We start from the raw sequence: 23,501 nt of genomic DNA, 5'->3' as shown, positions 1-23,501 counted from the left end.
GGCGAGATGAATTGGGGAGTCATGTCTGAGAAGCCGTCGAGCCCGGGCGGGGCCGACAACAACGGGCAGCAGCGTCCGGGAGACCGCGAGTCGATCGTGGTCCCCGCCGAAATGCTGACCCAGGCCGGCTGGGCTCCGCCGGCGCCCTCCGCGCCGGCCGCCGGGGCCGCCGAGGCCCCGCAGGTTTTCGCCTCCACCCAGCGCAAGGTCGACCCGTCCGAGGCGGGCTACGACGAGGATCCGGGCAGCTCCGGCCGCCTCGGCGCGATCCTCGGTACGGTGCTCGCGGTGCTGCTGATCGGCTCCGCGATCACGATGTACCAGGTCAACAAGGGCGACGACAAGCCCGCGAGCAAGTCCGACGCGGCGAAGCCCGCCGCCTCGGACACGCCCAGCCAGGAGCCGGTGCCGCCGATCAAGGACAGCGCCAAGGCATTGCCCACGGTGACCGGCGACTTCGGCTCCAAGGCGACCATCACCGTGCCGGAGGACAAGCCGGACGGCACCTTCGTGGTCAAGGAGCTGACCGCGGGCAGCGGCGCCAAGGTCGAAAAGGGCAACTGGGTGTCCGTCGACTACACCGCGATGGACTGGAACACCGGCAAGGAGATCCCCGGCTCGTACGGGGAGAAGGCCGGGAAGCCGCAGCTGTTCCAGGCCGACTCCGGCAAGCTGATCCCGGCCCTGGACAAGGCCGTCGCCGGGCACAAGGCCGGCAGCCGGGTGCTGGTGGTCGCGCCGCCCGCCGCCGCGTTCGGCGCCCAGGGCAACTCGCAGCTCGGCATCGGTGCCACCGACAGCCTGGTCTTCGTGCTCGACATCCGGCAGGCCACCGCGCCCGACGCGGTGCTCAGCGGCGAGATGACCCCGCCGCCGGCCGGCATGCCGCAGGTCAAGGACAACGGCAAGAAGCCGTTCGACATCACCCCGGTCCCCGGCGCCGCCGACCCGACCGAGCTGAAGTCGCACGTCCTGATCCAGGGCAAGGGCCGCAAGATCGAGAGCGGTGAGAAGGTCGTCGTCCAGTACACCGGCGCGCTGTACAAGGACGGCAAGAAGTTCGACTCCTCGCTCGACCGCGGCCAGGCATTCACCTTCGCCACCGGCGCCGGCAGCGTCATCGAGGGCTGGGACAAGGGCGTCGTCGGCCAGAACATCGGCAGCCGCATCGAACTGGTCATCCCCGCCTCGCTGGGGTACAAGGACCAGGCCAGCGGCTCGATCCCGGCGAACTCCACCCTGGTGTTCGTGATCGACATCCTGGACGCCGGCGTCGGCGGCGAGGACTGACCGGCCGCCGCTTTTGTCTAGGATGAGCAGCGTTCACGCAACCGAACGAGAAGAGCAACAGTGAGCCTGACCAAGCCGGAGATCGACTTCCCGGGCGGCGACGCCCCGACCGAGCTCCAGATCCGCGACATCAAGGTCGGCGAGGGTGCCGAGGCCAAGGCCGGCGCGAACGTCGAGGTCCACTACGTCGGTGTCACCTTCGCCTCCGGCGAGGAGTTCGACGCGTCCTGGAACCGTGGCCAGACCTTCCGCTTCCCGCTGGGCAAGGGCCGCGTCATCAAGGGCTGGGACCAGGGCGTCGAGGGCATGCGCGTCGGTGGCCGCCGCGAGCTGGTCATCCCGCCGCACCTGGCGTACGGCAACCAGTCCCCGAGCCCGCTGATCCCGGCCGGCTCCACCCTGATCTTCGTGGTGGACCTGCTGGGCGTCTGACCTCGGACGCATCACCGAACCCCCGGTTCCGCTCGGAGCCGGGGGTTCGGCTTTCGCGGAGCGTGTCCGTACCGGTACGGTCGGCGGGTCACCCCCGAACGGAGGAAAGGTCAGCGATGGCGATCGCCAAGGCAGAGCGGCTGATGAACCTCGCCCTGTGCCTGATGAACACCCGGCGTCCGCTCTCCAAGAAAGAGCTGCGCGAATCCGTCGAGGCGTACCGGGAAGCCTGGCAACAAGGCTCCGAGGACGCCTTCAACCGGATGTTCGAGCGCGACAAGGACGACCTGCGCGAACTCGGACTGATCATCGACGTGGACGAGAACGCGCTCGACGGCGAAGTGGGATACCTCGCCCGCCGAGACCGCAACCGCCTCCCCGAGATCGCCCTGGACGCCGAGGAAGCCGCCGCGCTCACCCTCGCCGCCCGGGTCTGGCAGCAGGCCAAGATGTCCGGCGCGGCCAGCGGCGCCCTGCAGAAGCTGCGGGCCGCCGGCGTGCCGTTCGCCGAGGAGCGGGAGCACGGTGCGCTGGAGCCGCGGATCCCCGGCCGGGAGGCCGCGTTCGAGCCGCTGCTCACCGCCGCGCGCGACCGGCGGCCCGTCACGTTCGAGTACCGCAAGGCCGGCGCCGCCGTCGCCGAGCCGCGGTCGGTCGAACCGTGGGCGCTGGAGTGCTGGCGCGGCCACTGGTACCTGGCCGGGTGGGACCGCGACCGCGGCTCCGCCCGGGTGTTCCGGCTCTCCCGGATCACCGGCAAGGTCCGCTCCCGGGCCGGCGCGTTCACCGGCGACGTCCCCGAGCACGTCGACGTGCGTGCCGTGGTCGCCCGGTTCGCGGGCGAGGGCGCGACCGCGGTCGCCGTGGTGCGGGTCCGCCGGGGCGCCGCGTACCCGCTGCGCCAGCGTGCGCTGGACACCCGGCCGGTGGACGCCGACTGGGACGAGCTGGACATCCCGTACGGCAACGGCCTGGGCGCCGACCTGGCCGAGTACGGCCCCGACGTCATCGTGATCGGCCCCGAGGACCTGCGGGCCGACGTCATCGACCGGCTGCGTGCCGTCGCCGGTCTCGCGGAGGTGCAGGCATGAGTAACGCGATCGATCAGACGCGGCGGATGCTGTCGCTGGTCACCTACCTGCGCGAACGCCCCGGGGCCGAGGTCGCGGAGGTGGCGCGGGCGTTCGGGATCACCGAGCGCGAACTGATCGGCGACCTGAACGTGCTGCCGATGTGCGGCACGTCCTTCCGCGGCGGCGACCTGCTCGACATCGACACCGACGGCGAGCGGATCTGGTGGCACAACGTGGACGACGTCGCCCAGCCGCTGCGGCTGGCCGCCGACGAGGCCACCGCGCTGCTGGTCGCCGCCCGCGCCGTGGCCGGGCTGCCCGGACTGCGGGAGCGGGACCGGCAGGCGCTCACCCGGGCCGTCGCCAAGATCGAGGACGCGGCCGGCGAGAGCGCCGAGTCCGCCGCCCGGATCGGCGTCACCTTCGAGGCCGAGGGCACCGTCTTCGCCGACATCGACCGGGCGCTCAGCGAGGGCCGGCTGATCTGGCTGCGCTACTGGTCGCACGGCCGCGGCGAGCTCACCGAGCGCGAGGTCGACCCGATCCGGCTGGTCACGGAGGGCCACACCTACCTGGAAGGCTGGTGCCGCACCTCCGAGGACCGGCGCACCTTCCGGCTCGACCGGATCGCCGAGATCAAGGTCCTCGACGAGCCCGCCAACCCGCCCCGGATGCAGCCCCGCGACCTGTCCGCCGGCCTGGTCGCGCCCGGCGCCGACGACCCGCAGGTGGTGGTCGAGGTCGGCCCCGGCGGCCGCTGGGTCGCCGAGTACTACACCCACGACAGCGCCGAGGAACTCCCCGACGGCGGCCTGCGGATCACCCTGCGCTCCGCCGAACCGTCCGGCCTGCGCACCCTCGCGCTGCGGCTCGGCCGGGACGGCCGGATCACCACCCCGCCGCAGCTCGCCGAACAGGCCCGCACCGCCGCGCTGGCCGCGCTGGAGCACTATCGGGACGGACGGGTCTGAACCACGTGACCGAGGGCACCAGATTCAAGGTGTACTGCTCGCAGTGCCGGGAGAAGGTCGAACTCCCGGCACCCGAGTTCCGGCTGGCGCTCGGAGCGAGCAAGGAACGCACCTTCTACAGCTTCACCTGCCCGGCCTGCGGAGCGTCCGTCCGCAAGATCGCCGGGGAGCGGATCGTCGCCGCGCTCACCGCCGCCGGCGTGCACACCATGCGGCTGCTGCCGGTGGACGGATAGGAAAGGCCGCAAGCGCATGAACTGGACCCTGGTCGGTGCCGTCCTGCTGTCCACCGCCGGTCTGCTGGTGCTCGGGGTGCTCGCCGTCCGGCTGTGGCTGGACGCGCGGGCGCTGACCCGCGAGGTGGACGGGGCGGTTGCCGCGTTGCGGCGGGCGGCCGAGAAGGACTGAGCGCGCGGGGGAGTGGGCCCGGTCACTGATGGTCGGGGACCGGGTTCCCGCTGCGACACCCCGAGCGGCTACCATCGCGCAGGGGGAGCCCTGCCTCCCTGACTTCCCGGACCTCCCGGACAAGGAAGGCGGAGCTCCGATGCGGATCCTGTCACCTGGCGTGCTGCTGATCGTCGTGGTGTTCGCCGTGCTGCTGTTCGGCGGCAAGCGGCTGCCCGACGTGGCGCGGGGGCTCGGGCGGTCCCTGCGAATCCTCAAGAGCGAGGGCAAGGCGCTGCGCGGCGAGTTCACGGCCGGTGCGCAGGGGTCTGCGGCGGCGCCTGCTGCCGCTGTTGCCGAGCCGGAGCGGGTGGTCAAGTCCGCCCCCGGCGCCTCCGGGGCCTCCCGTACTGACCGGGCCGCCTGAACCGTACGGCCCCGCACCACCACTCCGACCACCACCGACGAGCGCACGATTCGAGGACCGGGTTGAGCAAGACGACCAAAGCGCCCAAGGACCCTGAGGGGCGGATGGCGCTCGCCGACCATCTGCGCGAGCTGCGCAACCGGCTGGTCAAGTCACTGCTGGCGATCATCGTGTTCACGATCGCCGCGGCGTTCTTCCACAGGGAGCTGGTGGACTTTCTGATCAAGCCGCTGCCGGCGTGCAACCCCGACGGGTCGCTGCCGGCCGGGCTGAAGCAGTGCGTGGAGATCTCCAACATCGGTCTGACCACGCCGTTCACCGTCGCGCTGAAGGTCGCTCTGACCGCCGGCGTGGTGGCTGCCACCCCGGTCTGGCTCTACCAGCTGTGGAAGTTCGTGTCGCCCGGCCTGCACCGGCACGAGAAGCGCTACTCGGTGTCGTTCCTGGCGCTCGGCACCCCCCTGTTCCTGGCCGGCGCGGTGCTCGCCTACGTGATCATGCCGGTCACGGCGCAGATGCTGATCAGCTTCATCGCGGACGGCGTCAAGTCGATCGTGCCGGTGGAGACCTACCTCGACCTGATCACCCGCATGGTGCTGGTGTTCGGCCTGGGCTTCGAGCTGCCGCTGTTCCTGGCGATGCTGAACGTGGTCGGGGTGCTCTCCGGCAAGCGGCTGCTGGGCTGGTGGCGCGGTTTCGTGATGGGTATCACCGTGTTCGCGGCCTTCGCCACGCCGTCCGCCGATCCGCTGTCGATGCTGGCGCTGGCCGCGCCGATCTGGCTGCTGTACTTCCTGGCGGCCGGCTTCGCGCTGCTCAACGACAAGCGCAAGCTGGCACGCAACCCCGACGCGCTGCTGGACGACGAGGAGGCCTCCCACGTCGACCTGACGGTGGACGCCGTCGAGGACGCGGAGACGGTGGGCGGCGTCGAGCCGGTGCAGGCCGGGCGACGCGACCAGATCGACGACATCACCTGACAGACGGGGACTGCCCCGCTGACTGCCCCGCTGGCGGCCCTGGACCTGACGGTCCGGGGCCGTTCGGCGTTTTGGGGCCGTTCGGCGTTTTCGGTGAGTGCCCGGGGGTGGATTCGGGCTGGTGGGGGGCTTGTCGGTCATTCTGAACATGTGACATATTACTGGCGTGCTGAAGCAAACCTCCTACGACGTTGTGGTGGTCGGTGCCGGTGTGGTCGGTGCCGCGTGCGCCTACTACGCGGCCCGGGCCGGGCTGCGGGTCGCCGTGGTCGACCGCGGGCCGGTGGCCGGCGGGACCACCGGCGCAGGCGAGGGCAACCTGCTGGTCTCCGACAAGGAACCCGGCCCCGAGCTCGACCTGGCGATGCTGTCGGTGACGCTGTGGCGGGAGCTCGCGGAGGAGTTCGGCGACCGGGTCGAGTACGAGCCCAAGGGCGGCCTGGTGGTCGCCTCCGCGCCCGCCGGGCTGGATGCCCTGAACCGCTTCGCCGCCAAGCAGCGCGAGGCCGGGGTGGAGGCCGTTGCCGTTGCCGCGGAGTCGCTGCGCGAGCTGGAGCCGCACCTCGCCGAGGGGCTGCCCGGCGGGGTGCTGTACCCCCAGGACGCGCAGGTGCAGCCCGCGCTGGCGGCGGCCCACCTGCTGCGGGCCTCCGGTGCCGACAGCTATCTCGGGGAGGCCGTCACCGCGCTGCGGCGCGGGCCCGGCGGTGCGATCGCCGGGGTGGTCACCGAGCGCCGGGAGCTCGCTGCGCCCGCGGTCGTCAACGCGGCCGGTACCTGGGGCGGGGCGGTGGCCGAGCTGGCCGGGGTGCGGCTGCCGGTGCTGCCGCGGCGGGGCTTCGTGCTGGTCACCGAGCCGCTGCCGCGGATTGTCCGGCGGAAGGTGTACGCCGCGGACTACGTCGCGGACGTCGCCTCCGGGTCCGCGGACCTGCAGTCGTCCGCGGTGGTCGAGGGCACTCCCGCCGGTCCGGTGCTGATCGGCGCCAGCCGGGAGCGGGTCGGGTTCGACCGGACCCTCAGCCCCGAGGTGCTGCGGCGGCTGGCCGCGCAGGCGGTGGCGCTGTTTCCGGTGCTGGGGACGGTGGCCGTGCAGCGGGCGTACCGGGGCTTCCGTCCGTACCTGCCCGACCACCTGCCCGCGATCGGTCACGATGCGAGGGTGCCGGGGCTGTACCACGCGTGCGGGCACGAGGGGGCGGGGATCGGGCTGGCGCCGGCGACGGGGTTGCTGATCAGTCGCCAACTGGTGGGTGCCGACGCCGGGTTCGAGCTGGGGCCGTTCCGGCCGGAGCGGTTCGAGGGCGCGGGGGAGGAGTAGGTGGCCCGGTTGGGACCGCTGGTGGGTGGCCGGCGGGTTCCGGGTGCGGGGTGGTTGGGGAATTCGGTGTTGTTCGGGAGGTGTGAGCGTGGATCCGCTTGATCTGGTGGGTGCTGAGCCCGGGGCGGTGCGGGTGGTTTCGTTCGACGGTCGGGCGGTGGAGGCGCTGCCGGGGCAGACGTTGGCGGCGGCTTTGTGGGCGGACGGGGTGGTGGCGTGGCGGCGGACCCGGGTGGGTGGGCGGTTGCGCGGGGCGTTCTGTGGGATCGGTCAGTGCTTCGACTGTCTGGCGACCGTCAACGGGCGGCCCAATCAGCGGCTGTGCCTGGTGACTGCCGAGGACGGCGACGTCGTCAGCACGCAGGAGGGGCACGGGCGTGATGAACTCGCGGTCTGAGTACGACCTGGCGGTGATCGGTGCGGGTCCGGCGGGGCTGGCGGCTGCGGATGCCGCTGCCGGGTTCGGGCTGCGGGTGGCGCTGGTGGACGCGGGGGCGCGGCTCGGTGGGCAGTACTACCGGCATCCCGCGACCGAGTTGGGTGCGGCGCGTCCGGAGAAGCTGCACCACGGGTGGCGGACGTTCGCGGGGCTGCGGGAGCGGCTGGTGGCGTCGCCGTTGGTCGATCACCTGGCCGGCCATCACGTGTGGGCCGCCGAGCGGGGCGGGGACGGGTGGAGGCTGCATGCCACCCGGGGCCCGGAGGGCGGCGACCGGGTCACCGTCGAGGCGCGGCATCTGCTGCTGGCCACGGGTGCGTACGAGCGTCAACTGCCGTTCCCCGGTTGGACGTTGCCCGGGGTGGTGACGGCCGGCGGGGCGCAGGCGATGTTGAAGTCGGGGCTGGTGCTGCCGGGGCGGCGGGTCGTGGTGGCGGGCAGTGGGCCGTTGCTGCTGGCGGCCGCGTCCTCGCTGGCGGCGGCCGGGGCGCGGATTCCGGCGATCGTGGAGGCGACGGCGTATCTCGGCTATGCGCGCGGGCTGCCCGTGCTGGCGGGGAACCCGGCGAAGCTTGTCGAGGGTGCCGACCATGCGGCCCGGTTGCTGCGGCACGGGGTGCGGTTGCGCCGGCGGGCCGCCGTGGTCGAGGCGCACGGTGACGAGAGGGTCACCGGCGTCACCGTGGCGCGGCTGGACGCCCGTTGGAAGCCGGTGCCCGGCACCGAGCGGCGGATCGCGTGCGACGCGCTCGCGGTCGGGCACGGGCTGGTGCCGCAGATCGACCTGGCCGTCGAGCTCGGCGCGGCCACCGTCACCACCGCCGACCACACCGCCGCGCTGCGGGTGGACGCGCAGCAGCGCACCAGTGTGCCCGGGCTGTGGGCCGCGGGGGAGACCTGCGGTGTCGGCGGCGCGGACCTGGCGCTGGCCGAGGGGGTGCTCGCCGCTCACTCGGTGGCCGGAAAGCCTGCTCCTGCAAGGGAGTTGAGGGTCCGGCGGAGTCGGCGGGAGTTCGCTTCGCTGATGGCGGCCGCGCACGCGCCGGGCCCGGACTGGACGGGCTGGGTGACCGACGACACCGACGTCTGCCGGTGCGAGGAAGTCCCGGCGCGGGCCGTCCGGGAGGCCGTCACCGAACTCGGCGCCGCCGATGCGCGGACCGTCAAGTTGCTCACCCGGGCCGGCATGGGCTGGTGCCAGGGCCGGATGTGCGGGCCCGCGGTGGCCTGTCTGTCCGGCGGGCCGCTCGGCGGGCCCGACAGCCGGCCGCTGTCCTGCCCCGTTCCGCTGGCCCAACTGGCGCGGCAGGGCGGTTCGTCGGAGCCGCCGGAGTCGCCGGAGCTGTCGGAGTAGAGGTCGGCGGGGGTCTTGCGCCCTCGTCGAGGATTTGTAAAATGTCACACATCATATCGAGGGAGATCCCCGTGACTCGCACCGCCCACGACCCCGCCCGCCCCTGGCGCGGCATCATGGTCGCCACCACCCTGCCGTTCCGCGAGGACCGCAGCGTCGACTACGACGCCTACGCCGAGCACGTCCGCTGGCTGCTCGACAACGGCTGTGACGGCGTCGTCCCCAACGGGTCGCTCGGCGAGTACCAGACCCTCACCCCCGAAGAGCGCGCCAAGGTCGTCACCACCGCCGTCGAAGCCGCCGGGGACGGCTCGCGCGTGATGCCCGGCGTCGCCGCGTACGGCAGTGCCGAGTCCCGCCGCTGGGCCGAGCAGGCCGCCGAGGCCGGCGCCGGCTCCGTGCTGCTGCTCCCGCCGAACGCCTACCGCGCCGACCACGACGCCGTGCGCGCCCACTACGCCGAGGTCGCCGCCGCCGGCGTGCCGATCGTCGCCTACAACAACCCGATCGACACCAAGGTCGACCTCGTCCCCGCGCTGCTCGCCGACCTGCACGCCGCCGGGCACATCGTCGCCGTCAAGGAGTTCTCCGGCGACGTCCGCCGCGCCTACGAGATCGCCGAACTCGCCCCCGGGCTCGACCTGCTGATCGGCGCCGACGACGTCCTGCTGGAGCTGGCCGTCGCCGGTGCGGTCGGCTGGATCGCCGGCTACCCCAACGCGCTGCCCGCCACCAGCGCCGAGCTGTACCACGCCGCCGTCGCCGGCGACCTGGAGACCGCGCTGCCGCTCTACAAGTCGCTGCACTCGCTGCTGCGCTGGGACTCCAAGACCGAGTTCGTCCAGGCCATCAAGCTGTCCATGGACATCGCCGGCCGCACCGGCGGACCCACCCGCGCCCCGCGGCTGCCGCTGCGCCCCGAGATCGACGCCGCCGTGCGCGCCGCGACCGAGAAGGCGCTCGCCGAGGGCCACAAGTAGGCCAGGGCCGCAGGTAGTCGAAGCACCGGCCCGGACCGGGCGAGCTCGCCCGGTCCGGGCCGGACCACCAGCCGTCAGGAGGGAATCCCGCGATGCGGACCCGTCACGTCTTCCACGCCGTCGACTCGCACACCGAGGGCATGCCCACTCGGGTGATCACCGGCGGCTTCGGCACCATCCCCGGCGCCACCATGGCCGAGCGGCGCGCCCACTTCCAGCAGCACCTGGACCACTTCCGCACCCTGCTGATGTACGAGCCGCGCGGCCACGCCGCGATGAGCGGGGCGATCCTGCAGCCGCCGACCCGGCCGGACGCCGACTTCGGGGTGCTGTACATCGAGGTGTCGGGCCTGCTGCCGATGTGCGGTCACGGGACGATCGGTGTCGCCACCGTGCTGGTCGAGACCGGGATGGTTCCGGTGGTCGAGCCCGTGACGACTGTCCGTCTCGACACCCCCGCCGGGCTGGTGGTTGCCGAGGTTCAGGTCGAGGACGGCGCGGCCGTGGCTGTCACGATCCGCAATGTGGCGTCGTTCTCGGTGGCGCTCGACCGCAAGCTCGACGTGCCCGGGTACGGCACGGTGACGTACGACCTGGCGTACGGCGGCAACTACTACGCGATCCTGCCGCTGGAGCAGTTCGGGATTCCGTTCGCGCACGAGCGCAAGGGCGAGATCCTGACCGCCGGGCTCGCCATGATGGACGCGATCAACGCCTCCCCCGAGCACCGCCCCGTGCACCCCGAGGACCCGTCCATCCACAGCTGCCACCACGTCCAACTGCTCGCCCCCGGTTCGGACGCGGTGCACTCCCGGCACGCGATGGCCATCCACCCCGGCTGGTTCGACCGCTCCCCGTGCGGGACGGGCACCTCCGCGCGGATGGCGCAGCTGCACGCTCGGGGCGAGCTGGCGCTCGGGGCCGATTTCCGAAATGACTCCTTCCTGGGTACGACGTTCGTGGGCCGCCTGGTGGAGGAGACCACGGTGGCCGGGCAGCCCGCTGTCGTGCCGACCGTCACCGGCCGGGCCTGGGTGACCGGGACGGCGCAGTACTTCCTCGATCCGACGGATCCGTTTCCGGCCGGGTTCCTGCTGTAGCTGTATTTGGTATTGAAGCGAAAGGTATGTGCTTGTGAGCACCGTCGACTCGTACAACCCTGCCAACCCCGATGACTTGGTGGTTTCGGTAACTGCTGTGGGAGCGGAGGGAGTTGAGGAGGCGATCGCGCGGGCACGGGTCGCCCAGCGGGAGTGGTGGGCGCTCGGCGCGGCCGGGCGGTCGGCGGTGCTCGGGAAGGTCGCGGCGGCCGTGGAGGCGGCCACCGAGGAGCTGGCGGCGCTGACGGTGCGCGAGGTCGGCAAGCCGGTCGCCGAGGCGCGGGGCGAGGTCGCGCGGACGGTCGCGATCTGGCGGTACTACGCGCAGGCGCCGTTCGCCCCCTCCGGCGAGGTGCACGAACCCGCCGCCGGGCAGGGCCTGTTGCTGACCCGGCGCCGGCCGTACGGCGTCGCGGGCCTGGTGACGCCGTGGAACTTCCCGCTGGCGATCCCCACCTGGAAGGCCGCGCCCGCGCTGGCCGTCGGCAATGCGGTGGTGCTCAAGCCCGCCCCCGAAGCGACCGCGTGCGCGCTGCGCCTCGCCGAACTGGCCGGCCGGGCCGGACTTCCGGACGGGGTGCTGACGGTCGTTCCCGGCGGCGGGGAGGAGGGCGCGGCGCTGGTGGCGGGCACGGATGTGGTGTCGTTCACCGGTTCGACCGCCGTCGGGCGGCAGGTGGTTGCCGCTGCCGCCGGGCGCGGTGTCCCCGTGCAGGCCGAGATGGGCGGGCTGAACGCCGCGATCGTGCTGCCGGACGCGGACATTGCGCAGGCGGCCGCACACCTGGCGTCGGCGATCGCCGGGTACGCGGGGCAGAAGTGCACGGCGACCAGCCGGGTGATCGCCGTCGGCGACGCGTACGAGCCGCTGGCGGAGGCGCTGGCGAAGGCGCTGGGGGAGGCTGCGGCGGCCGACCCGGGAGCGGCGTCCACCGTGTGCGGGCCGGTGATCAACCGGCAGGCGCTGGACCGGCTCACCGACGCGATCGACAGTGCGAAGGCGGCCGGTGCGACGGCGCTGGCGGGCGGCGCGCGGGCGGAACGCGACGGGTGGTACCTGGAGCCGACGTTGCTGGAAGGCGTTCCTGCGGAACACCCGTTGGCCGGGGAGGAGTTCTTCGGGCCGGTGGCGGTGCTGGTGGCTGCTGAGGACCTGGACGAGGCGATCGCGCTGGCCAACGAGACGCGGCACAGCCTGTCGACGTCCGTTCACTCGCGGAGCCTGGACGTCGCGCTGGCTGCGGCGGACCGGCTGGACGCCGGGATGATTCGGATCAACGCGCCGTCGAGTGGCGTGGACTTCCACCTTCCGTTCGGCGGGGCGAAGGCGGCGTCGTACGGGGGGCGGGAGCAGGGGCGGGCGGCGCTGGACTTCTACACCGCTTCGCGGACGGTGAGTGTGCTGCCGGGGGGCGGGAGCTGAGACGGAGCGCCCGGCGGGGCGTGAGCGCTGGGTGCCCGAACGGGGGGCGGCGGCCGGGGAGTTGGTGACGGTCGGCCGGGCGGGCGGGCGGTCGGTCGGGCGGGCGGGCGTTCGGCTGGCCTGCCGGCGGTCGGGCTGCGCCGTTCGGGTCGGTGTTCGGATGCCGCGCGGCGGTCGGTGGTCGGCGGCCCCTGAGAGGGCGGCTGGTGCGGGCGTCGGCAGGTCGGGCGGGGGCGGGTTGTGTCAACTGCGTGCCCCCGGCGTCGGGTTGCCGAGGGTGCTGTCGCGCGGTGGTCGGCGCGAGCTTGTGGTCCAGTGGTCGGCTTCGCGTGGCGTGGGGTTGGCGTCTCGGGGCCGGGTTGGTCGTTTGTTGTTTTTGTCCGTTGTCAGCGTGCGTCTTGTCGTGGAGTACTGATGAACATCACCACCACCGACTATCACACCGCCGGTGAGCCGTTCCGGATCGTCACCGGTGGTCTCCCGCCCGTGCCCGGCGACAGCGTCGCCGAGCGGCGGGCGATTGCCATTGGGGCGGGTGGGACCGCGACTTCGCCGCGGCGGGGGGCGTTGGACGATGTGCGGCGCTTGTTGACGCGGGAGCCGCGCGGGCACGCGGGGATGTACGGCGGGTTCGTGGTTCCGGCCGATGACGACGAGGCGCACTTCGGAGTGCTGTTCTGGCACAAGGACGGGTACTCGACGGCGTGCGGGCACGGGACGATGGCGCTCGGTGCGTGGGCGGTGGACACCGGACGGGTGGCGGCGCCGGACGACGGGACGGCGCTGGTGCGGATCGATGTGCCGTCCGGGCGGGTGAGTGCGACCGTGCACCGGCGTGCTGGGCGGACGACTGCTGTGACGTTCCGCAATGTGCCGACCCGGGTGTTGGCGCGGAAGGTCGAACTGGCTGTCTCCGGTGGGTCGGTGGCGGTCGATCTGGCGCACTCCGGGGCGGTGTACGCCTCGCTGCCGGCCGCCGCGCTCGGGCTGTCCGTCGTTCCCGAGCGGTTGCCCGCGCTGACCGCCGCGGGGCGGGAGATCAGGGCCGCGCTGGAGGGGCATCCGGCGCTCGCGGAGGACCGGGACGGCGTCTACGGCGTCATCCTGTACGACGAGCTGGCCGACGCGCCCTCGGGGCCGAATCAGCGCAACGTCACGGTGTTCGCGGACGGGCAGATCGACCGTTCGCCGTGCGGCTCCGGTACGTCCGCGCGGCTGGCGCTGCTCGCGGACGAGGGGGCGCTGCGGTCGGGGCAGACGTTGCGGCACGAGTCGATCATCGGCACGGTGTTCACCGGCCGGGTTCGCGCGTACGGGCTGGAGGGCGCGGTCACCGAGGTGACGGGTGCCGCGCACCGGACCGGTGAGCACCGGTTCGTGCTGGACAGTGACGACATGCTCGGAGCGGGGTTCTTGCTGTGACCGAGACTGCTGTGACCGAGCCTGCTGTGATCGACCAGTTGGAGTTGACGCTCGATCATCGGGCGGCCGTCGAGGCGTTGGAGGGCATGCTGCTGGACGGGCTGGACGTCGAGCGGTGCCCGCAGCGGTCGGCGGTGCCGGTGCCGGCCGGGGAGTTGCTGCTGATGCCCGCCGCGACCGGCGCGTTCGCGGGGGTGAAGATCGCGGGGGTGGCGCCCGCGAACCCGGCGGCCGGGTTGCCCCGGATCACCGGCAGCTATCTGCTGCTGGACGGGCCGACGCTGCGGCCGGTGGCCCTGCTGGACGGTGCGGCGCTCACCGCGCTGCGCACGCCGGCCGTCACGGCGCTGGCGATGCGTGAGCTGGCCGGGCCGGACGTCGCGCACCTGGTGGTGTTCGGTGCGGGCCCGCAGGCGTTCGGGCATGTGGCGGCGTTGCGGGCGGTGCTGCCGCTGGAGCGGGTGACGGTGGTGGCGCGGCGGCCTGGTCCGGCGGATCAACTGGCGCGGTATGCAGCCGAGTTGGGGCTGAGTGCGGCGGTCGGTGGCCCGGAGGCGGTGGCGAAGGCGGACCTGGTGGTGTGCTGCACCACGGCGCGTACTCCGCTGTTCGACGGGCGGCTGGTGCCCGACGGGGCGGTGGTCGCGGCGGTGGGTTCGCACGAGCCGGACGCCCGTGAGGTGGATGCCCAACTGGTGGGTCGCGCCGACCTGTTCGTGGAGGCGCGCGCGGTGGCCCGGCGGGAGGCGGGGGACCTGCTGATGGCCGGGGCGGCGGAGGAAAGGCTGATCAATCTGTCGGAACTGGTGACCGGGACGGCGGTTGTCCGTCATGATCGGCCGAGGTTCTTCAAGAGCGTCGGCATGGCCTGGCAGGATCTGGCGGTGGCGGCGGCCCAGTACGAGCTCACGGGCCCGCCCGGCGAAAGCGGACCGAGGCGTTCACTCTGAGCAACGTGACATTGTACAATGGGGTTCTGCTGACACCGGAGGAACCGCCATGTCCGACCTGAAGCCCCGCAACCTCATCTCCGTCCAGGAGCGGCTGCGCGACCAGGTCGCCCACGCCCTGCGCGCCGCCCTGATCTCCGGCGAACTGCGCCCCGGCGTCGTCTACTCGGCGCCCGCGCTGGCCGCCGACTTCGGGGTCTCCGCCACCCCCGTCCGGGAAGCGATGCTCGACCTGGCCCGCGAAGGCCTGGTCGAGGCCGTCCGCAACAAGGGCTTCCGGGTCACCGAACTCAGCGAGCGCGACCTCGACGAGTTCACCGAGATCCGCGCCCTGATCGAGGTCCCGACGGTCGGCCGGGTCGCCCGCGCCGCCACCGCCGAGCAGCTGGAGGCGCTGCGCCCGCAGGCCGAGGCGATCGTCGCCGCCGCCCGCAAGCACGACCTGATCGGTTACCTGGAGGCCGACCGCAAGTTCCACCTCGACCTGCTGTCCCTCGCCGGCAACGCCCGCCTGGTGGAGACCGTCGGCGACCTGCGCAAGCGCTCGCGCCTGTACGGCCTCAACCGGCTCGACCAGCGCGGCGAGCTGGTCTCCTCCGCCGAGGAGCACCTCGAACTGCTCGACGTGCTGCTCACCGGCGACGCCAAGGCCGCCGAGGAGTGCATGACCCGGCACCTCGGCCACATCCGGCACCTGTGGGCGGCGGGCGAGCAGGGCCGCGGCTGATCGGCGTCAGGCGGGGGGCGTGCGGCTGATCGCCTGTCAGGCGCGGGGCGTGCGGCTGCGCGTGCGGCTGTGCGAGGAGTGGCCGAGTTCCGCGCCGAGGCCGAGAGTGTGCTGCGCCTGCCCCGCTGCTGACCGACGGCCCGTCTGTCAGGCGCGGGGCGTGCGGCTGTGCGAGGAGTGGCCGAGTTCCGCGCCCAGACCGAAGTAGTGCCGGAAGTTGTACACCAGCGGACTCCACGCGGCCGGCTCCACGTAGTCGGTGCCCGGCACGGTGATCGACTCGGCCGCGTGCACCCGCAGCACCTGCACCTCCGCGACCAGGAACTCCCCGGTGGCGTCCGCCCGCAGGTCCGCCACCTGGGCCTCCAGCTGAAGCGGGCACTCGGCGACCCGGGGCGGCGCCACCAGCTCCGCGGGCTGCGCCGTCAGGCCGGCGTGGGCGAACTTGTCGCGGACGAAGTGCGCCGCGTCCGCCCGGCCGGTGGTGCCGCCGAGCAGCTCCACCTGCCGCCACAGCCCCGGGCCGGGGACGTTGACCACCAGTTCGGGGCGGGCGGCGAGGTTACGGGAGGTCTGGCCGTCCGGGCCGAGGCCCAGGACCACCGTGCGGTCCAGCGCCCAGGCGGACGAGATCGGCGCCAGGTTGACCGCGCCGTCGGCGTCGAGCGTGCTCAGCAGCACCACCGGCGTGCCGAAGTACAGGATGTGCGGCTCGACCACGCGGTGCGTCAGGGAAGCGCGATCTGTCGGGGAGGTGCGGTGCGTCGGGGAAGTGCGGTGTGGCGGGGTTTTGTGCATGGCGCCGACCGTAGGCCGGGCACACTTCGGCCTGCGCCGAAGTGTCCGCGCGGCACCATGGACGGGTGGACACCCAGCTCAGCGCCCGCCGGCTCGCCGACACGGCGGCCCTGCTCGCCGACCCGACCAGGGCCGCGATCTGCCTCGCCCTGCTGGACGGGCGGGCCTGGACGGCCGGCGAACTCGCCCGGCACGCGAAGGTGGCCGCCCCCACCGCCACCGGCCACCTCAACCGGCTGGTCGCCGCCGGGCTGCTCGCCGAGGAACGCCAGGGCCGCCACCGCTACCTGCGGCTCGCCGGGCCCACCGCCGCCGAACTCGTCGAAGCGCTCGCCCAGTTCACCGGCGGGCCGCCACCCGCCGCGACCTCGCTGCGAGCCGCTCGGCAGGGCGGCGAACTCGCCCGCGCCCGCACCTGCTACGACCACCTGGCCGGGGCGCTCGGCGTCGCCGTCACCGACGCGATGACCGCCCGCGGCCTGCTGGACGACCGCCACGGCCTCGCCCTCACCCAGGCCGGTACCGACTGGCTCGCCGGGGCGGGCATCTCCGTCGCCCCCGGCCGCCGTGCCGCCGTCCGTGCCTGCCTGGACTACACCGAACGCCGCCCGCACCTGGCCGGCGCCGTCGGCGCCGCGCTGTGCGGGCACGCGCTGACGGCGGGCTGGGTGGAGCGGCGGCCCGACAGCCGGGCGGTGCGGGTGACGGCGGTGGGGGAGCGGGCGCTGGACGAGCTGCTGGGCGTGCGGTGGGCGGCGGCATAGCCCTGCGGGCAGTCCAATGCTCGCAGGGCTATGCCCATGCCCATGCCACCGCCGGCCCGGCGTCGCCGCCAGGCCTAGCGGGTCGTCAGGCGGCCGTCCTGCATCTCCAGGACCCGGTCGGTGCGGCTCAGCAGGTCGCGGTCGTGGGTGACCATGACGGTGGCCGTGTTGTGGGTGCGGGTGACCTCGGCGAGGAGGTCGACGACCTGGGCGCCGCGTTCGTGGTCGAGGGCGGAGGTGGGCTCGTCGACCAGGAGAACGGAGGGGTCGCCGAACAGGGCACGGGCGATGTTCACCCGCTGGCGCTCGCCGCCGGACAGCTGGTGCGGGCGGCGCTGTTGCTTCGGGCCCGCCAGGCCCACCGACTCCAGCAGGTCCTCGGCGCGCTGCCGGGCCGCGGCCGGGCGGCGGCCGCGGACGGATTCGAGGACCAGGAGCTGCTCCACGGCGGTCAGCGAGGCCAGCAGGTTCGACTGCTGGAAGACGATGCCCAGGCGCTCGCGGCGCAGCGACGTGCGTTCCTTGTCGCTGAGCGCGCCCGCGTCCACGCCATCGATCAGCACCTGCCCCGTGTCGGGGCGCTGGAGCGTCGCGGCGACTGCCAGCAGGCTGGACTTGCCGCAGCCCGACGGGCCCACGATGGCCGCGAACTCGCCCGGGGCGACGGACAGCTCGACGTTGTTCAGGGCCGTCAGCCGGCTCTCGCCGTCCGGGTAGGTGAGGGTGACGCCGCTCAGCGCGAGGCCGGTGCGGACGGCGGTGGTGGTCATGGCGAGGTCCTTCGGGAAGAGAGGTACGACGGTCATCGGTTGGCGCCCAGCGCGGCGAGCGGGTCCACGGCGGTGATCCGGCGCACTGCGAGGGCCGCGCCCAGCAGGCCGAGCACCACCATCGCGCCGACCGGCACCGCCACCGTGAGCACGCCCACGTCGAACGGCACCGCCGCCGAGGCGATCGCCCCGCCGATCGCGCCGATCGCCCCGCCGAGCAGCGAACCCGCCACCAGTACGGCCGCGGCCTGGGCGAGGGCGTCGCGCACCAGGTAGCCGCTGGAGGCGCCGACGGCCTTGAGCACCGCGATGTCGGGGCGGCGCTGCACCGTCCACACCGTGAAGAACGCGCCGATCACCAGGGCGCTGACCGCGAACAGGAAGCCCTGGATCATCAGCAGGCTGCCCCGCTCCGCCGAGTACCCGTTGATGCCCGCGAGTGCGTCGCTCCGGGAGACCGCCTTCAGGTCGGCGGGCAGGTCCTTCGGGGTGCCGTCCACCGCGATCGCGGTCGGCTGCTTCTGGCCGGAGACCTGCTGCCACGTCGTCGGGGTGGTCCACACGCTCGGCGCGTGCGACAGCGAACGCTCCGCGGTGACCGCGCTGACCGTCAGCCTCTCCGCGCCCAGGGTGACCTGGCTGCCGGGGGACAGGTGGTACTGCTTCGCGACGTCGGAGCCGACGGCGACCTCGCCGTCCTTGGGCGCCGCACCGGACGACACCGGCGGCAGCAGCGCCGCATCGGTGCCCAGCACGCTCACCGAGGCCGCGCCGTCGGGGGCCGTCAGCCGCGTCATCGCCACGCCCAGCGGGTGCGCGTCCCGGGTGCCCGGGGCCGCGGCGACCTTCGCCTGCTGGTCGGCCGTCACCGTGCTGGAGGCGAATGACACCTCCGGCTCCGCGCCGGCCGGCGCGCCGAACACCACGCCGTCCACGGGCAGTTCGGCGATCGTCGAGGACGCCGCCGAGGAGAGGCCGCCGGTAAGGCCGTAGAGGAACACCACCAGGGTCGTGATCAGAGTGACCACCGCACCCATCAGGGCGAACCGCCCCTTGGCGAAACGGATGTCACGCAATGCGACGAACACGGGAAACCTTCCGAAGGACACTGGACGAGACCACTCCACCTTCGCGTTTTTCGCCCGCCCTGCCATCGGCGAGATGGGCGGAGTACGCACCGTCCGAGCGGTGCACCCGAAAATCCATCGAAAGGTTGATGCCGTGCCGCGCCGACCGGCCGCCGACGCCCCGTACCCTCGGACAGCGTGCCCCGAACCGAACCATCACCGTCCTCGCCGCGCACCGAGCCGCGCACCGAGCCGCACCGCTCACCCGTCGGCCCGACGCCCGCGCTGCGGCTGGCCAACCTCGCCGTGCACGGCCTGTTCTTCGCGCTGCTCGCCGTACTGCTGATCCGCGCCGCAGCCGCCGGCGAACTCGGCCCGGCCGGCTGGGCCTGCGCCGGGGCACTCGCCGCCGCCTACGCCGCCGGTGGTCTGATGCGGCAGATCCGTGAGTCGCGCGCCCTCGGTGCCGTGTGGCTGCTCGTGGTTTCCCTGCTGTGGATCGAACTCACCCTGCACCACCCCGAGTTCAGCTACCTCGCGTTCCCGCTGTACTTCGTCTGCCTGCACGTCCTGCCACTGCGCTGGGCACTGCCCGCCGTCGCCACCCTGACCGGCGCCGTGATCGCCGCACAGGCCACCACCCCCGGCGGGCTCACCACCGCCAAGGTGCTCGGCCCGCTCGCCGGCGTCGTCGTCGCCCTGCTCACCGCCTACGGCTACGCCGCCCTCTACCGCGAGAGCAGGGCCCGCCAGCAACTCATCGACGACCTGGTCCGCACCCGTGGCGAACTCGCCGCCAGCCAGCGCGAAGCCGGCCGCCTCGCCGAACGCCAGCGCCTGGCCCGGGAGATCCACGACACCCTCGCCCAGGGCCTGTCCGGCATCGTGCTGCTGGCCCGGGAGAGCGCCGCCGCACTGCCGGACTCCCCGCCGGACGCCGCCGCGCTGCTCCGCGAAATCGAACAGACCGCCTCCGCGAACCTCGCCGAGGCCCGCCGCTTCGTCCACGCCCTCACCCCGCCCGCACTCGACGACACCACCCTCGCCGACGCGCTGCGCCGCCTCGCCGACGGCGCCGACGCCGCCTTCCACCTCGACGGCGAGCCCTACCCCCTGCCCGTCGAAGCCGAAGTCGCCCTGCTGCGCCTCACCCAGGAAGCCCTCGCCAACGCCGTCCGGCACGCCGCCGCCCAGCACATCGCCGTCACCCTCGGCTACCTCGACGACACCGTCACCCTCGACGTCTACGACGACGGCACCGGCTTCGACCCCGCCACCGCACCCGCCCCCGGCTCCTTCGGGCTGCACGGCATGCACGAACGCATCGCCGCGCTCGGCGGCACCCTCACCGTCGAATCCACGCCCGGCGAGGGCACCGCCGTCGCCGCGACCCTGCCGCTGCGCGCGATCGACCCGCCGGCCGGGACTGTCGAGGCGCCGCCGGGCCGTTCCCGTCCGTCGCCGCCCACCGGCACTGCGCTGCGCGTGGGACCGGCAAAGGTGCAGCCGGCAGGGGTGCGGCCGGCAGGGGTGCGGCCGGCAGGGGTGCGGCTCGCGGGGGTGCGGCGATGATCCGGGTGCTGGTGGTGGACGACCACCCCGTGGTGCGGCGCGGCCTGCGCGCGATGGTCGACGACCTGCCCGACGTCACCGCCGTCGGCGAGGCCGCCGACGGGGCCGCCGCGCTCGGCCTGCTCGCCGCGCTCCCGGCCGAGCAGCGCCCGCACGTCGTGCTGATGGACCTCCAGATGGGCACCGGCATGCACGGCGTCGAAGCCACCCGGCGGATCACCGCGCTGCCCGACCCGCCCGCCGTCCTGGTCCTCACCACCTACTCCACCGACGCCGACATCCTCGCCGCCGTCGAGGCCGGCGCCACCGGCTACCTGCTCAAGGACGCCCCGCCCGAGGACCTCGCCGCCGCCATCCACGCCACCGCCCGCGGCGAGACCGTCCTCGCCCCGCCCGTCGCCGCCCGCCTGCTGGGCCGGGTCCGGGCCGGGCGCCCCACGCTGTCACCGCGCGAGGCCGAGATCCTCCAGCTGCTCGCCGAGGGGCTGCCCAACCGGCAGATCTCCAAGCGGCTGTTCATCAGCGAAGCCACCGTGAAGACCCACCTGGTGCACGTGTACGAGAAGCTCGGCGTCGACTCCCGCACCTCGGCGGTCGCGGCGGGTCTGGCGGCGGGGCTGATCAGGCCCGTGGATCGCTGAGCCCTTATTTTCGGACTGGGTATGATTTTGCACTCGGTCTGGATATGCTGAGCGGATGGTCGGACTGCGGGAACTCAAGAAGGAACGGACCGGACGCCGGATCGCCGAACAAGCCCTGCGCCTGTTCGCCGAACGCGGCTTCGAGGACGTCACGATGGGCGAGATCGCCCTCGCCGCCGAGGTGGCGAGGGCGACCTTGTTCGCCTACTTCCCCACCAAGGAGTCACTGGTCCTCGGTGGCGTCGCCGGCGACGACCTGGCCACGATCGTCGCCGGCCGCCCCGACGGGCAGAACGCCCTCGACGCCCTGCGCGCCCACCACCGCACCCTGGCCGCCGGACCCGTCGCCGACCTGCCCGCGCTGCTCACCCGGGTCCGGGTGATCCAGGCCAGCCCCACCCTGCGGGCCGCCGCCGACAGCCTGCGCTACCGGCAGCGACAGGCACTCGCCGACGTCCTCGCCGAAGAACACGGCGAGACGGCAGGCGCGCTGATGGCCGCCCAGATCGCCGCCTCGCTCGCCGTCCTGCAGGAACGCCACTTCGCCCGCCTGGTCGCCGGAACCCCCGCCGACCAGGCCGGACAGACCCTCGCCGAAGACCTCGAACTCGCCTTCGACCTGCTGGAACACGGCCTCGACCGGACGGCGGAGCACTGACCGTGCGCACCCTCGGCATCACCTACGACACCGGCACCTTCACCGGCGAACGCCTCACCCGCCGCCACTTCGACCCCGCCCAGGTCCGCCACGACCTCACCGCGATCGCCGACGAACTGCACTGCGACGCCGTCCGGATCACCGGTAGCGACCCCGAACGCCTCGACCTGGCCGCGCAGTTGGCCGCCGACGCCGGACTCGAGGTGTGGTACTCGCCGTTCCCCGCCGACCTGCCGCCCGCCGCGCTGCTGCCGTACTTCGCGGACTGCGCCCGGCGCGCCGAGACGCTGCGCCGCACCGGCGCCCGGGTGGTGTTCGTCGCGGGCTGCGAACTCAGCGTGTTCGCCGAAGGGTTCCTGCCCGGCGCCACCCACCTCGACCGGCTGCACGCCATGACCACCGCCGACCTGGACTGGTGGCTCTCGCTCGGCCCCGTCCCGGAACGGCTCAACGCCTTCCTCGCCGAGACCGCGAGCGCCGTCCGCCGGGAGTTCGCCGGCCCCGTCGGCTACGCGTCCGGACCGTGGGAGCCCGTCGACTGGACCCCGTTCGACCTGGTCGGCCTCGACGCCTACCGCTCCGCGCAGAACGCCGCCGACTACCGCGAACAGCTCCGCGCCGCCCGCGCCCACGGCAAACCCGTCGCCGTCACCGAGTTCGGCACCTGCGCCTACCGGGGCGCCACCGACCTCGGCGGCATGGCCTGGCAGGTACCGCCCGGTGCCGTCCCCGACGAGACCGAACAGGTCCGCTGCTTCGGCGACCTGCTCGACGTCTTCGAGGAGGAGGGCGTCGGCGCCGCGTTCTGGTACACCTTCGCCTCCTACGACAAACCCGGCCTGCGCGACCTCGGTTCGTACGGGGTGGTGCGCACGCTGGACGGCGACGGACGCTGGGAACGCAAGCAGGTGTTCGACGCGATGGCGGGGCGGTACCGGCGGCGCTGATTCGCTTGAAGACGGCGAGCCGGCGCTCGGCCGTTACGCGACCCAGCAGTAGATGGCGTGGTTCTCGTTTCGGGCGCTGGTGGCGAGGGCGGCGAGGTCGTCCATGATCGCGCTCGCGATGTCCGCGCCGATGTGCTCGCCGTCCTCCGCGCGCAGGTGGGTCCAGGCGGTGGCGGCGCTGCGCAGGGTGGCGGGTTCGGCGGTGGCGAGAGCGGTGGACAGGCGGGGCGAGAGTGCGAAGACCAGGCATCCGCTGTCGTCGTCGTTCTGGTCGGCGACGGTCCGGGGCTCGTCGACGTCCAGGAGTTCCTCGGGGTCGGCGCCGGTCAGCAGGTGCTCCCACTCGACCGCGGCCTCCTCGGGGTCGAATCCACCGAACGACACCGACTCGAACGCCCGCCCCGGGCCGGTCGGGAGGGCGGCGGCTGACGTGTCGTCCGGGGCCGTGAAGAAGGTGATGAGGGTGCTCATCGGACGATGCTGTCATTGCGGTGGTGCTGTGCGGGCGCGGGGGCGGTGAGGTGACGGGGGGCGGGTGGGCGAGAATCGGGCGGCATGGTGACGGTCGGGTCGGTGGTGCTGGGCGCTTCGGACGTGGCGCGGGCGGCGGCGTTCTGGGGGGAGGCGCTCGGGTACGTGCCGCGGGAGGATGCGCAGGACGGCCGGGTGGTGCTGGTGCCGGGCGGTGGGGGCGGTGGGGGCGGTGGGGGCGGTGGGGTGCAGATCGCGCTCGGGTGCAGCGAGACGCCGGTGCAGGAGCGTCCGCGCGTTCATCTCGACCTGTACGCCGGGGATGCGGCGGAGCAGGCCGCCGAGATCGAGCGGCTGGTGGGCCTCGGGGCGCAGCGCGTCGAGTGGGACGGTTACCCCGAGGATCCGGACTTCGTGGTCCTCGCCGACACCGAGGGGAACCGCTTCTGTGTGATCGAAACCAGCCACGGCTGACCGGCCGGTTCCGCGCCGGGAAATCGCTGGTCAGGAGGGTGGCAGGGCTGGCATGGTGCGGGT

Annotated in this window: 27 protein-coding genes; 23 read left to right on the top strand and 4 right to left on the bottom strand. The window is 73.3% G+C overall.

Annotated features, from left to right (window positions below; genetic code table 11):
• The first annotated feature begins 21 nt into the window (after nucleotides 1–21).
• From ACGFWJ_RS01100 to ACGFWJ_RS01020, 17 genes are all read left to right on the top strand, one after another.
• Nucleotides 22–1,290, top strand: a complete 1,269-nt coding sequence (locus tag ACGFWJ_RS01100; protein ID WP_392943975.1) for an FKBP-type peptidyl-prolyl cis-trans isomerase — start codon at nucleotides 22–24, stop codon at nucleotides 1,288–1,290.
• Between the two features lie 60 nt (nucleotides 1,291–1,350).
• On the top strand, nucleotides 1,351–1,722 hold the full coding sequence (locus tag ACGFWJ_RS01095) for an FKBP-type peptidyl-prolyl cis-trans isomerase (protein ID WP_387634004.1): 372 nt from the start codon (nucleotides 1,351–1,353) through the stop codon (nucleotides 1,720–1,722).
• Nucleotides 1,723–1,838: 116 nt separating this feature from the next.
• The gene (locus tag ACGFWJ_RS01090) at nucleotides 1,839–2,813 is read left to right on the top strand and encodes a helix-turn-helix transcriptional regulator (RefSeq protein ID WP_387634002.1); all 975 of its coding nucleotides are present in this window, start codon (nucleotides 1,839–1,841) and stop codon (nucleotides 2,811–2,813) included.
• Complete coding sequence (locus ACGFWJ_RS01085; protein ID WP_392943972.1) at nucleotides 2,810–3,766, top strand: helix-turn-helix transcriptional regulator; 957 nt, start codon at nucleotides 2,810–2,812, stop codon at nucleotides 3,764–3,766. Before ACGFWJ_RS01090 ends, ACGFWJ_RS01085 begins: the two co-directional genes overlap by 4 nt.
• A gap of 5 nt (nucleotides 3,767–3,771) precedes the next feature.
• Nucleotides 3,772–4,002: a hypothetical protein gene (locus tag ACGFWJ_RS01080; RefSeq protein WP_380485904.1), complete on the top strand. Its 231-nt coding sequence runs from the start codon at nucleotides 3,772–3,774 to the stop codon at nucleotides 4,000–4,002.
• Between the two features lie 16 nt (nucleotides 4,003–4,018).
• Nucleotides 4,019–4,174, top strand: a complete 156-nt coding sequence (locus ACGFWJ_RS01075) for a hypothetical protein (protein WP_387633998.1) — start codon at nucleotides 4,019–4,021, stop codon at nucleotides 4,172–4,174.
• 139 nt (nucleotides 4,175–4,313) lie between these two features.
• On the top strand, nucleotides 4,314–4,580 hold the full coding sequence (gene tatA / locus ACGFWJ_RS01070; protein WP_387864722.1) for a Sec-independent protein translocase subunit TatA: 267 nt from the start codon (nucleotides 4,314–4,316) through the stop codon (nucleotides 4,578–4,580).
• A gap of 104 nt (nucleotides 4,581–4,684) precedes the next feature.
• The gene (tatC, locus tag ACGFWJ_RS01065; RefSeq protein ID WP_392945440.1) at nucleotides 4,685–5,560 is read left to right on the top strand and encodes a twin-arginine translocase subunit TatC; all 876 of its coding nucleotides are present in this window, start codon (nucleotides 4,685–4,687) and stop codon (nucleotides 5,558–5,560) included.
• 166 nt (nucleotides 5,561–5,726) lie between these two features.
• The gene (locus ACGFWJ_RS01060; RefSeq protein ID WP_387633994.1) at nucleotides 5,727–6,881 is read left to right on the top strand and encodes an NAD(P)/FAD-dependent oxidoreductase; all 1,155 of its coding nucleotides are present in this window, start codon (nucleotides 5,727–5,729) and stop codon (nucleotides 6,879–6,881) included.
• An 88-nt stretch (nucleotides 6,882–6,969) separates the two neighbouring features.
• Nucleotides 6,970–7,278: a (2Fe-2S)-binding protein gene (locus tag ACGFWJ_RS01055; RefSeq protein ID WP_387636770.1), complete on the top strand. Its 309-nt coding sequence runs from the start codon at nucleotides 6,970–6,972 to the stop codon at nucleotides 7,276–7,278.
• Nucleotides 7,262–8,674, top strand: a complete 1,413-nt coding sequence (locus ACGFWJ_RS01050; RefSeq protein WP_392943969.1) for an NAD(P)/FAD-dependent oxidoreductase — start codon at nucleotides 7,262–7,264, stop codon at nucleotides 8,672–8,674. Before ACGFWJ_RS01055 ends, ACGFWJ_RS01050 begins: the two co-directional genes overlap by 17 nt.
• A gap of 116 nt (nucleotides 8,675–8,790) precedes the next feature.
• On the top strand, nucleotides 8,791–9,654 hold the full coding sequence (locus ACGFWJ_RS01045) for a dihydrodipicolinate synthase family protein (RefSeq protein WP_387636768.1): 864 nt from the start codon (nucleotides 8,791–8,793) through the stop codon (nucleotides 9,652–9,654).
• 92 nt (nucleotides 9,655–9,746) lie between these two features.
• Nucleotides 9,747–10,754: a proline racemase family protein gene (locus ACGFWJ_RS01040; RefSeq protein ID WP_392943967.1), complete on the top strand. Its 1,008-nt coding sequence runs from the start codon at nucleotides 9,747–9,749 to the stop codon at nucleotides 10,752–10,754.
• 34 nt (nucleotides 10,755–10,788) lie between these two features.
• Entirely contained in the window at nucleotides 10,789–12,177 is a 1,389-nt protein-coding gene (locus ACGFWJ_RS01035; protein WP_392943965.1) for an aldehyde dehydrogenase family protein, read from the top strand.
• A 414-nt stretch (nucleotides 12,178–12,591) separates the two neighbouring features.
• Entirely contained in the window at nucleotides 12,592–13,599 is a 1,008-nt protein-coding gene (locus ACGFWJ_RS01030; RefSeq protein ID WP_392943963.1) for a proline racemase family protein, read from the top strand.
• Nucleotides 13,596–14,549, top strand: coding sequence for an ornithine cyclodeaminase family protein (locus ACGFWJ_RS01025; protein ID WP_392943961.1), 954 nt, complete (start codon nucleotides 13,596–13,598; stop codon nucleotides 14,547–14,549). Before ACGFWJ_RS01030 ends, ACGFWJ_RS01025 begins: the two co-directional genes overlap by 4 nt.
• 49 nt (nucleotides 14,550–14,598) lie before the next feature.
• Entirely contained in the window at nucleotides 14,599–15,276 is a 678-nt protein-coding gene (locus ACGFWJ_RS01020) for a GntR family transcriptional regulator (RefSeq protein ID WP_387633982.1), read from the top strand.
• Between the two features lie 147 nt (nucleotides 15,277–15,423).
• On the opposite strand, the gene ACGFWJ_RS01015 is transcribed toward ACGFWJ_RS01020, so the two are convergent.
• The gene (locus ACGFWJ_RS01015; RefSeq protein WP_392943959.1) at nucleotides 15,424–16,074 is read right to left on the bottom strand and encodes a flavin reductase family protein; all 651 of its coding nucleotides are present in this window, start codon (nucleotides 16,072–16,074) and stop codon (nucleotides 15,424–15,426) included.
• A 65-nt stretch (nucleotides 16,075–16,139) separates the two neighbouring features.
• Between ACGFWJ_RS01015 and ACGFWJ_RS01010 the strand changes: the two genes are divergently transcribed.
• Nucleotides 16,140–16,838 (top strand): ArsR/SmtB family transcription factor, encoded by a 699-nt coding sequence (locus ACGFWJ_RS01010; RefSeq protein ID WP_392943957.1) that lies wholly within the window; start codon nucleotides 16,140–16,142, stop codon nucleotides 16,836–16,838.
• 74 nt (nucleotides 16,839–16,912) lie between these two features.
• Here the strand turns inward: ACGFWJ_RS01010 and ACGFWJ_RS01005 are convergent, their stop codons facing one another.
• Together ACGFWJ_RS01005 and ACGFWJ_RS01000 are read right to left on the bottom strand one after the other, a co-directional pair.
• On the bottom strand, nucleotides 16,913–17,608 hold the full coding sequence (locus ACGFWJ_RS01005) for an ABC transporter ATP-binding protein (RefSeq protein WP_380485878.1): 696 nt from the start codon (nucleotides 17,606–17,608) through the stop codon (nucleotides 16,913–16,915).
• Nucleotides 17,609–17,640: 32 nt separating this feature from the next.
• Nucleotides 17,641–18,696: an ABC transporter permease gene (locus ACGFWJ_RS01000; protein ID WP_392943955.1), complete on the bottom strand. Its 1,056-nt coding sequence runs from the start codon at nucleotides 18,694–18,696 to the stop codon at nucleotides 17,641–17,643.
• Nucleotides 18,697–18,873: 177 nt separating this feature from the next.
• Here ACGFWJ_RS01000 and ACGFWJ_RS00995 point away from each other — a divergent pair, with 177 nt between their 5' ends.
• From ACGFWJ_RS00995 to ACGFWJ_RS00980, 4 genes are read left to right on the top strand one after another with little or no spacing between them, the layout of a single operon-like run.
• Nucleotides 18,874–20,247: a sensor histidine kinase gene (locus tag ACGFWJ_RS00995; protein WP_392943953.1), complete on the top strand. Its 1,374-nt coding sequence runs from the start codon at nucleotides 18,874–18,876 to the stop codon at nucleotides 20,245–20,247.
• Nucleotides 20,244–20,888 carry a response regulator gene (locus ACGFWJ_RS00990; protein ID WP_392943951.1) on the top strand — a complete coding sequence of 215 codons (645 nt, stop codon included), beginning with the start codon at nucleotides 20,244–20,246 and terminating at the stop codon, nucleotides 20,886–20,888. The genes ACGFWJ_RS00995 and ACGFWJ_RS00990 overlap by 4 nt, the downstream gene beginning before the upstream one ends.
• A 55-nt stretch (nucleotides 20,889–20,943) precedes the next feature.
• A complete protein-coding gene (locus ACGFWJ_RS00985) occupies nucleotides 20,944–21,546 on the top strand; it encodes a TetR family transcriptional regulator (RefSeq protein ID WP_392943949.1) in 603 nt (200 codons plus the stop codon).
• 2 nt (nucleotides 21,547–21,548) lie between these two features.
• Nucleotides 21,549–22,493, top strand: a complete 945-nt coding sequence (locus ACGFWJ_RS00980; RefSeq protein WP_392943947.1) for a hypothetical protein — start codon at nucleotides 21,549–21,551, stop codon at nucleotides 22,491–22,493.
• Between the two features lie 33 nt (nucleotides 22,494–22,526).
• Here ACGFWJ_RS00980 and ACGFWJ_RS00975 read toward each other — a convergent pair whose 3' ends face one another.
• On the bottom strand, nucleotides 22,527–22,964 hold the full coding sequence (locus ACGFWJ_RS00975) for a hypothetical protein (RefSeq protein ID WP_392943945.1): 438 nt from the start codon (nucleotides 22,962–22,964) through the stop codon (nucleotides 22,527–22,529).
• Between the two features lie 84 nt (nucleotides 22,965–23,048).
• Between ACGFWJ_RS00975 and ACGFWJ_RS00970 the strand changes: the two genes are divergently transcribed.
• On the top strand, nucleotides 23,049–23,438 hold the full coding sequence (locus ACGFWJ_RS00970; RefSeq protein ID WP_392943943.1) for a VOC family protein: 390 nt from the start codon (nucleotides 23,049–23,051) through the stop codon (nucleotides 23,436–23,438).
• Nucleotides 23,439–23,501: the final 63 nt, after the last annotated feature.

This window comes from Kitasatospora sp. NPDC048407 (assembly GCF_043200475.1).
Lineage (GTDB): Bacteria > Actinomycetota > Actinomycetes > Streptomycetales > Streptomycetaceae > Kitasatospora.
The sequence above is the reverse complement of the archived record's forward strand: the minus strand, read 5'-3'. Positions and strand labels throughout refer to the sequence as shown.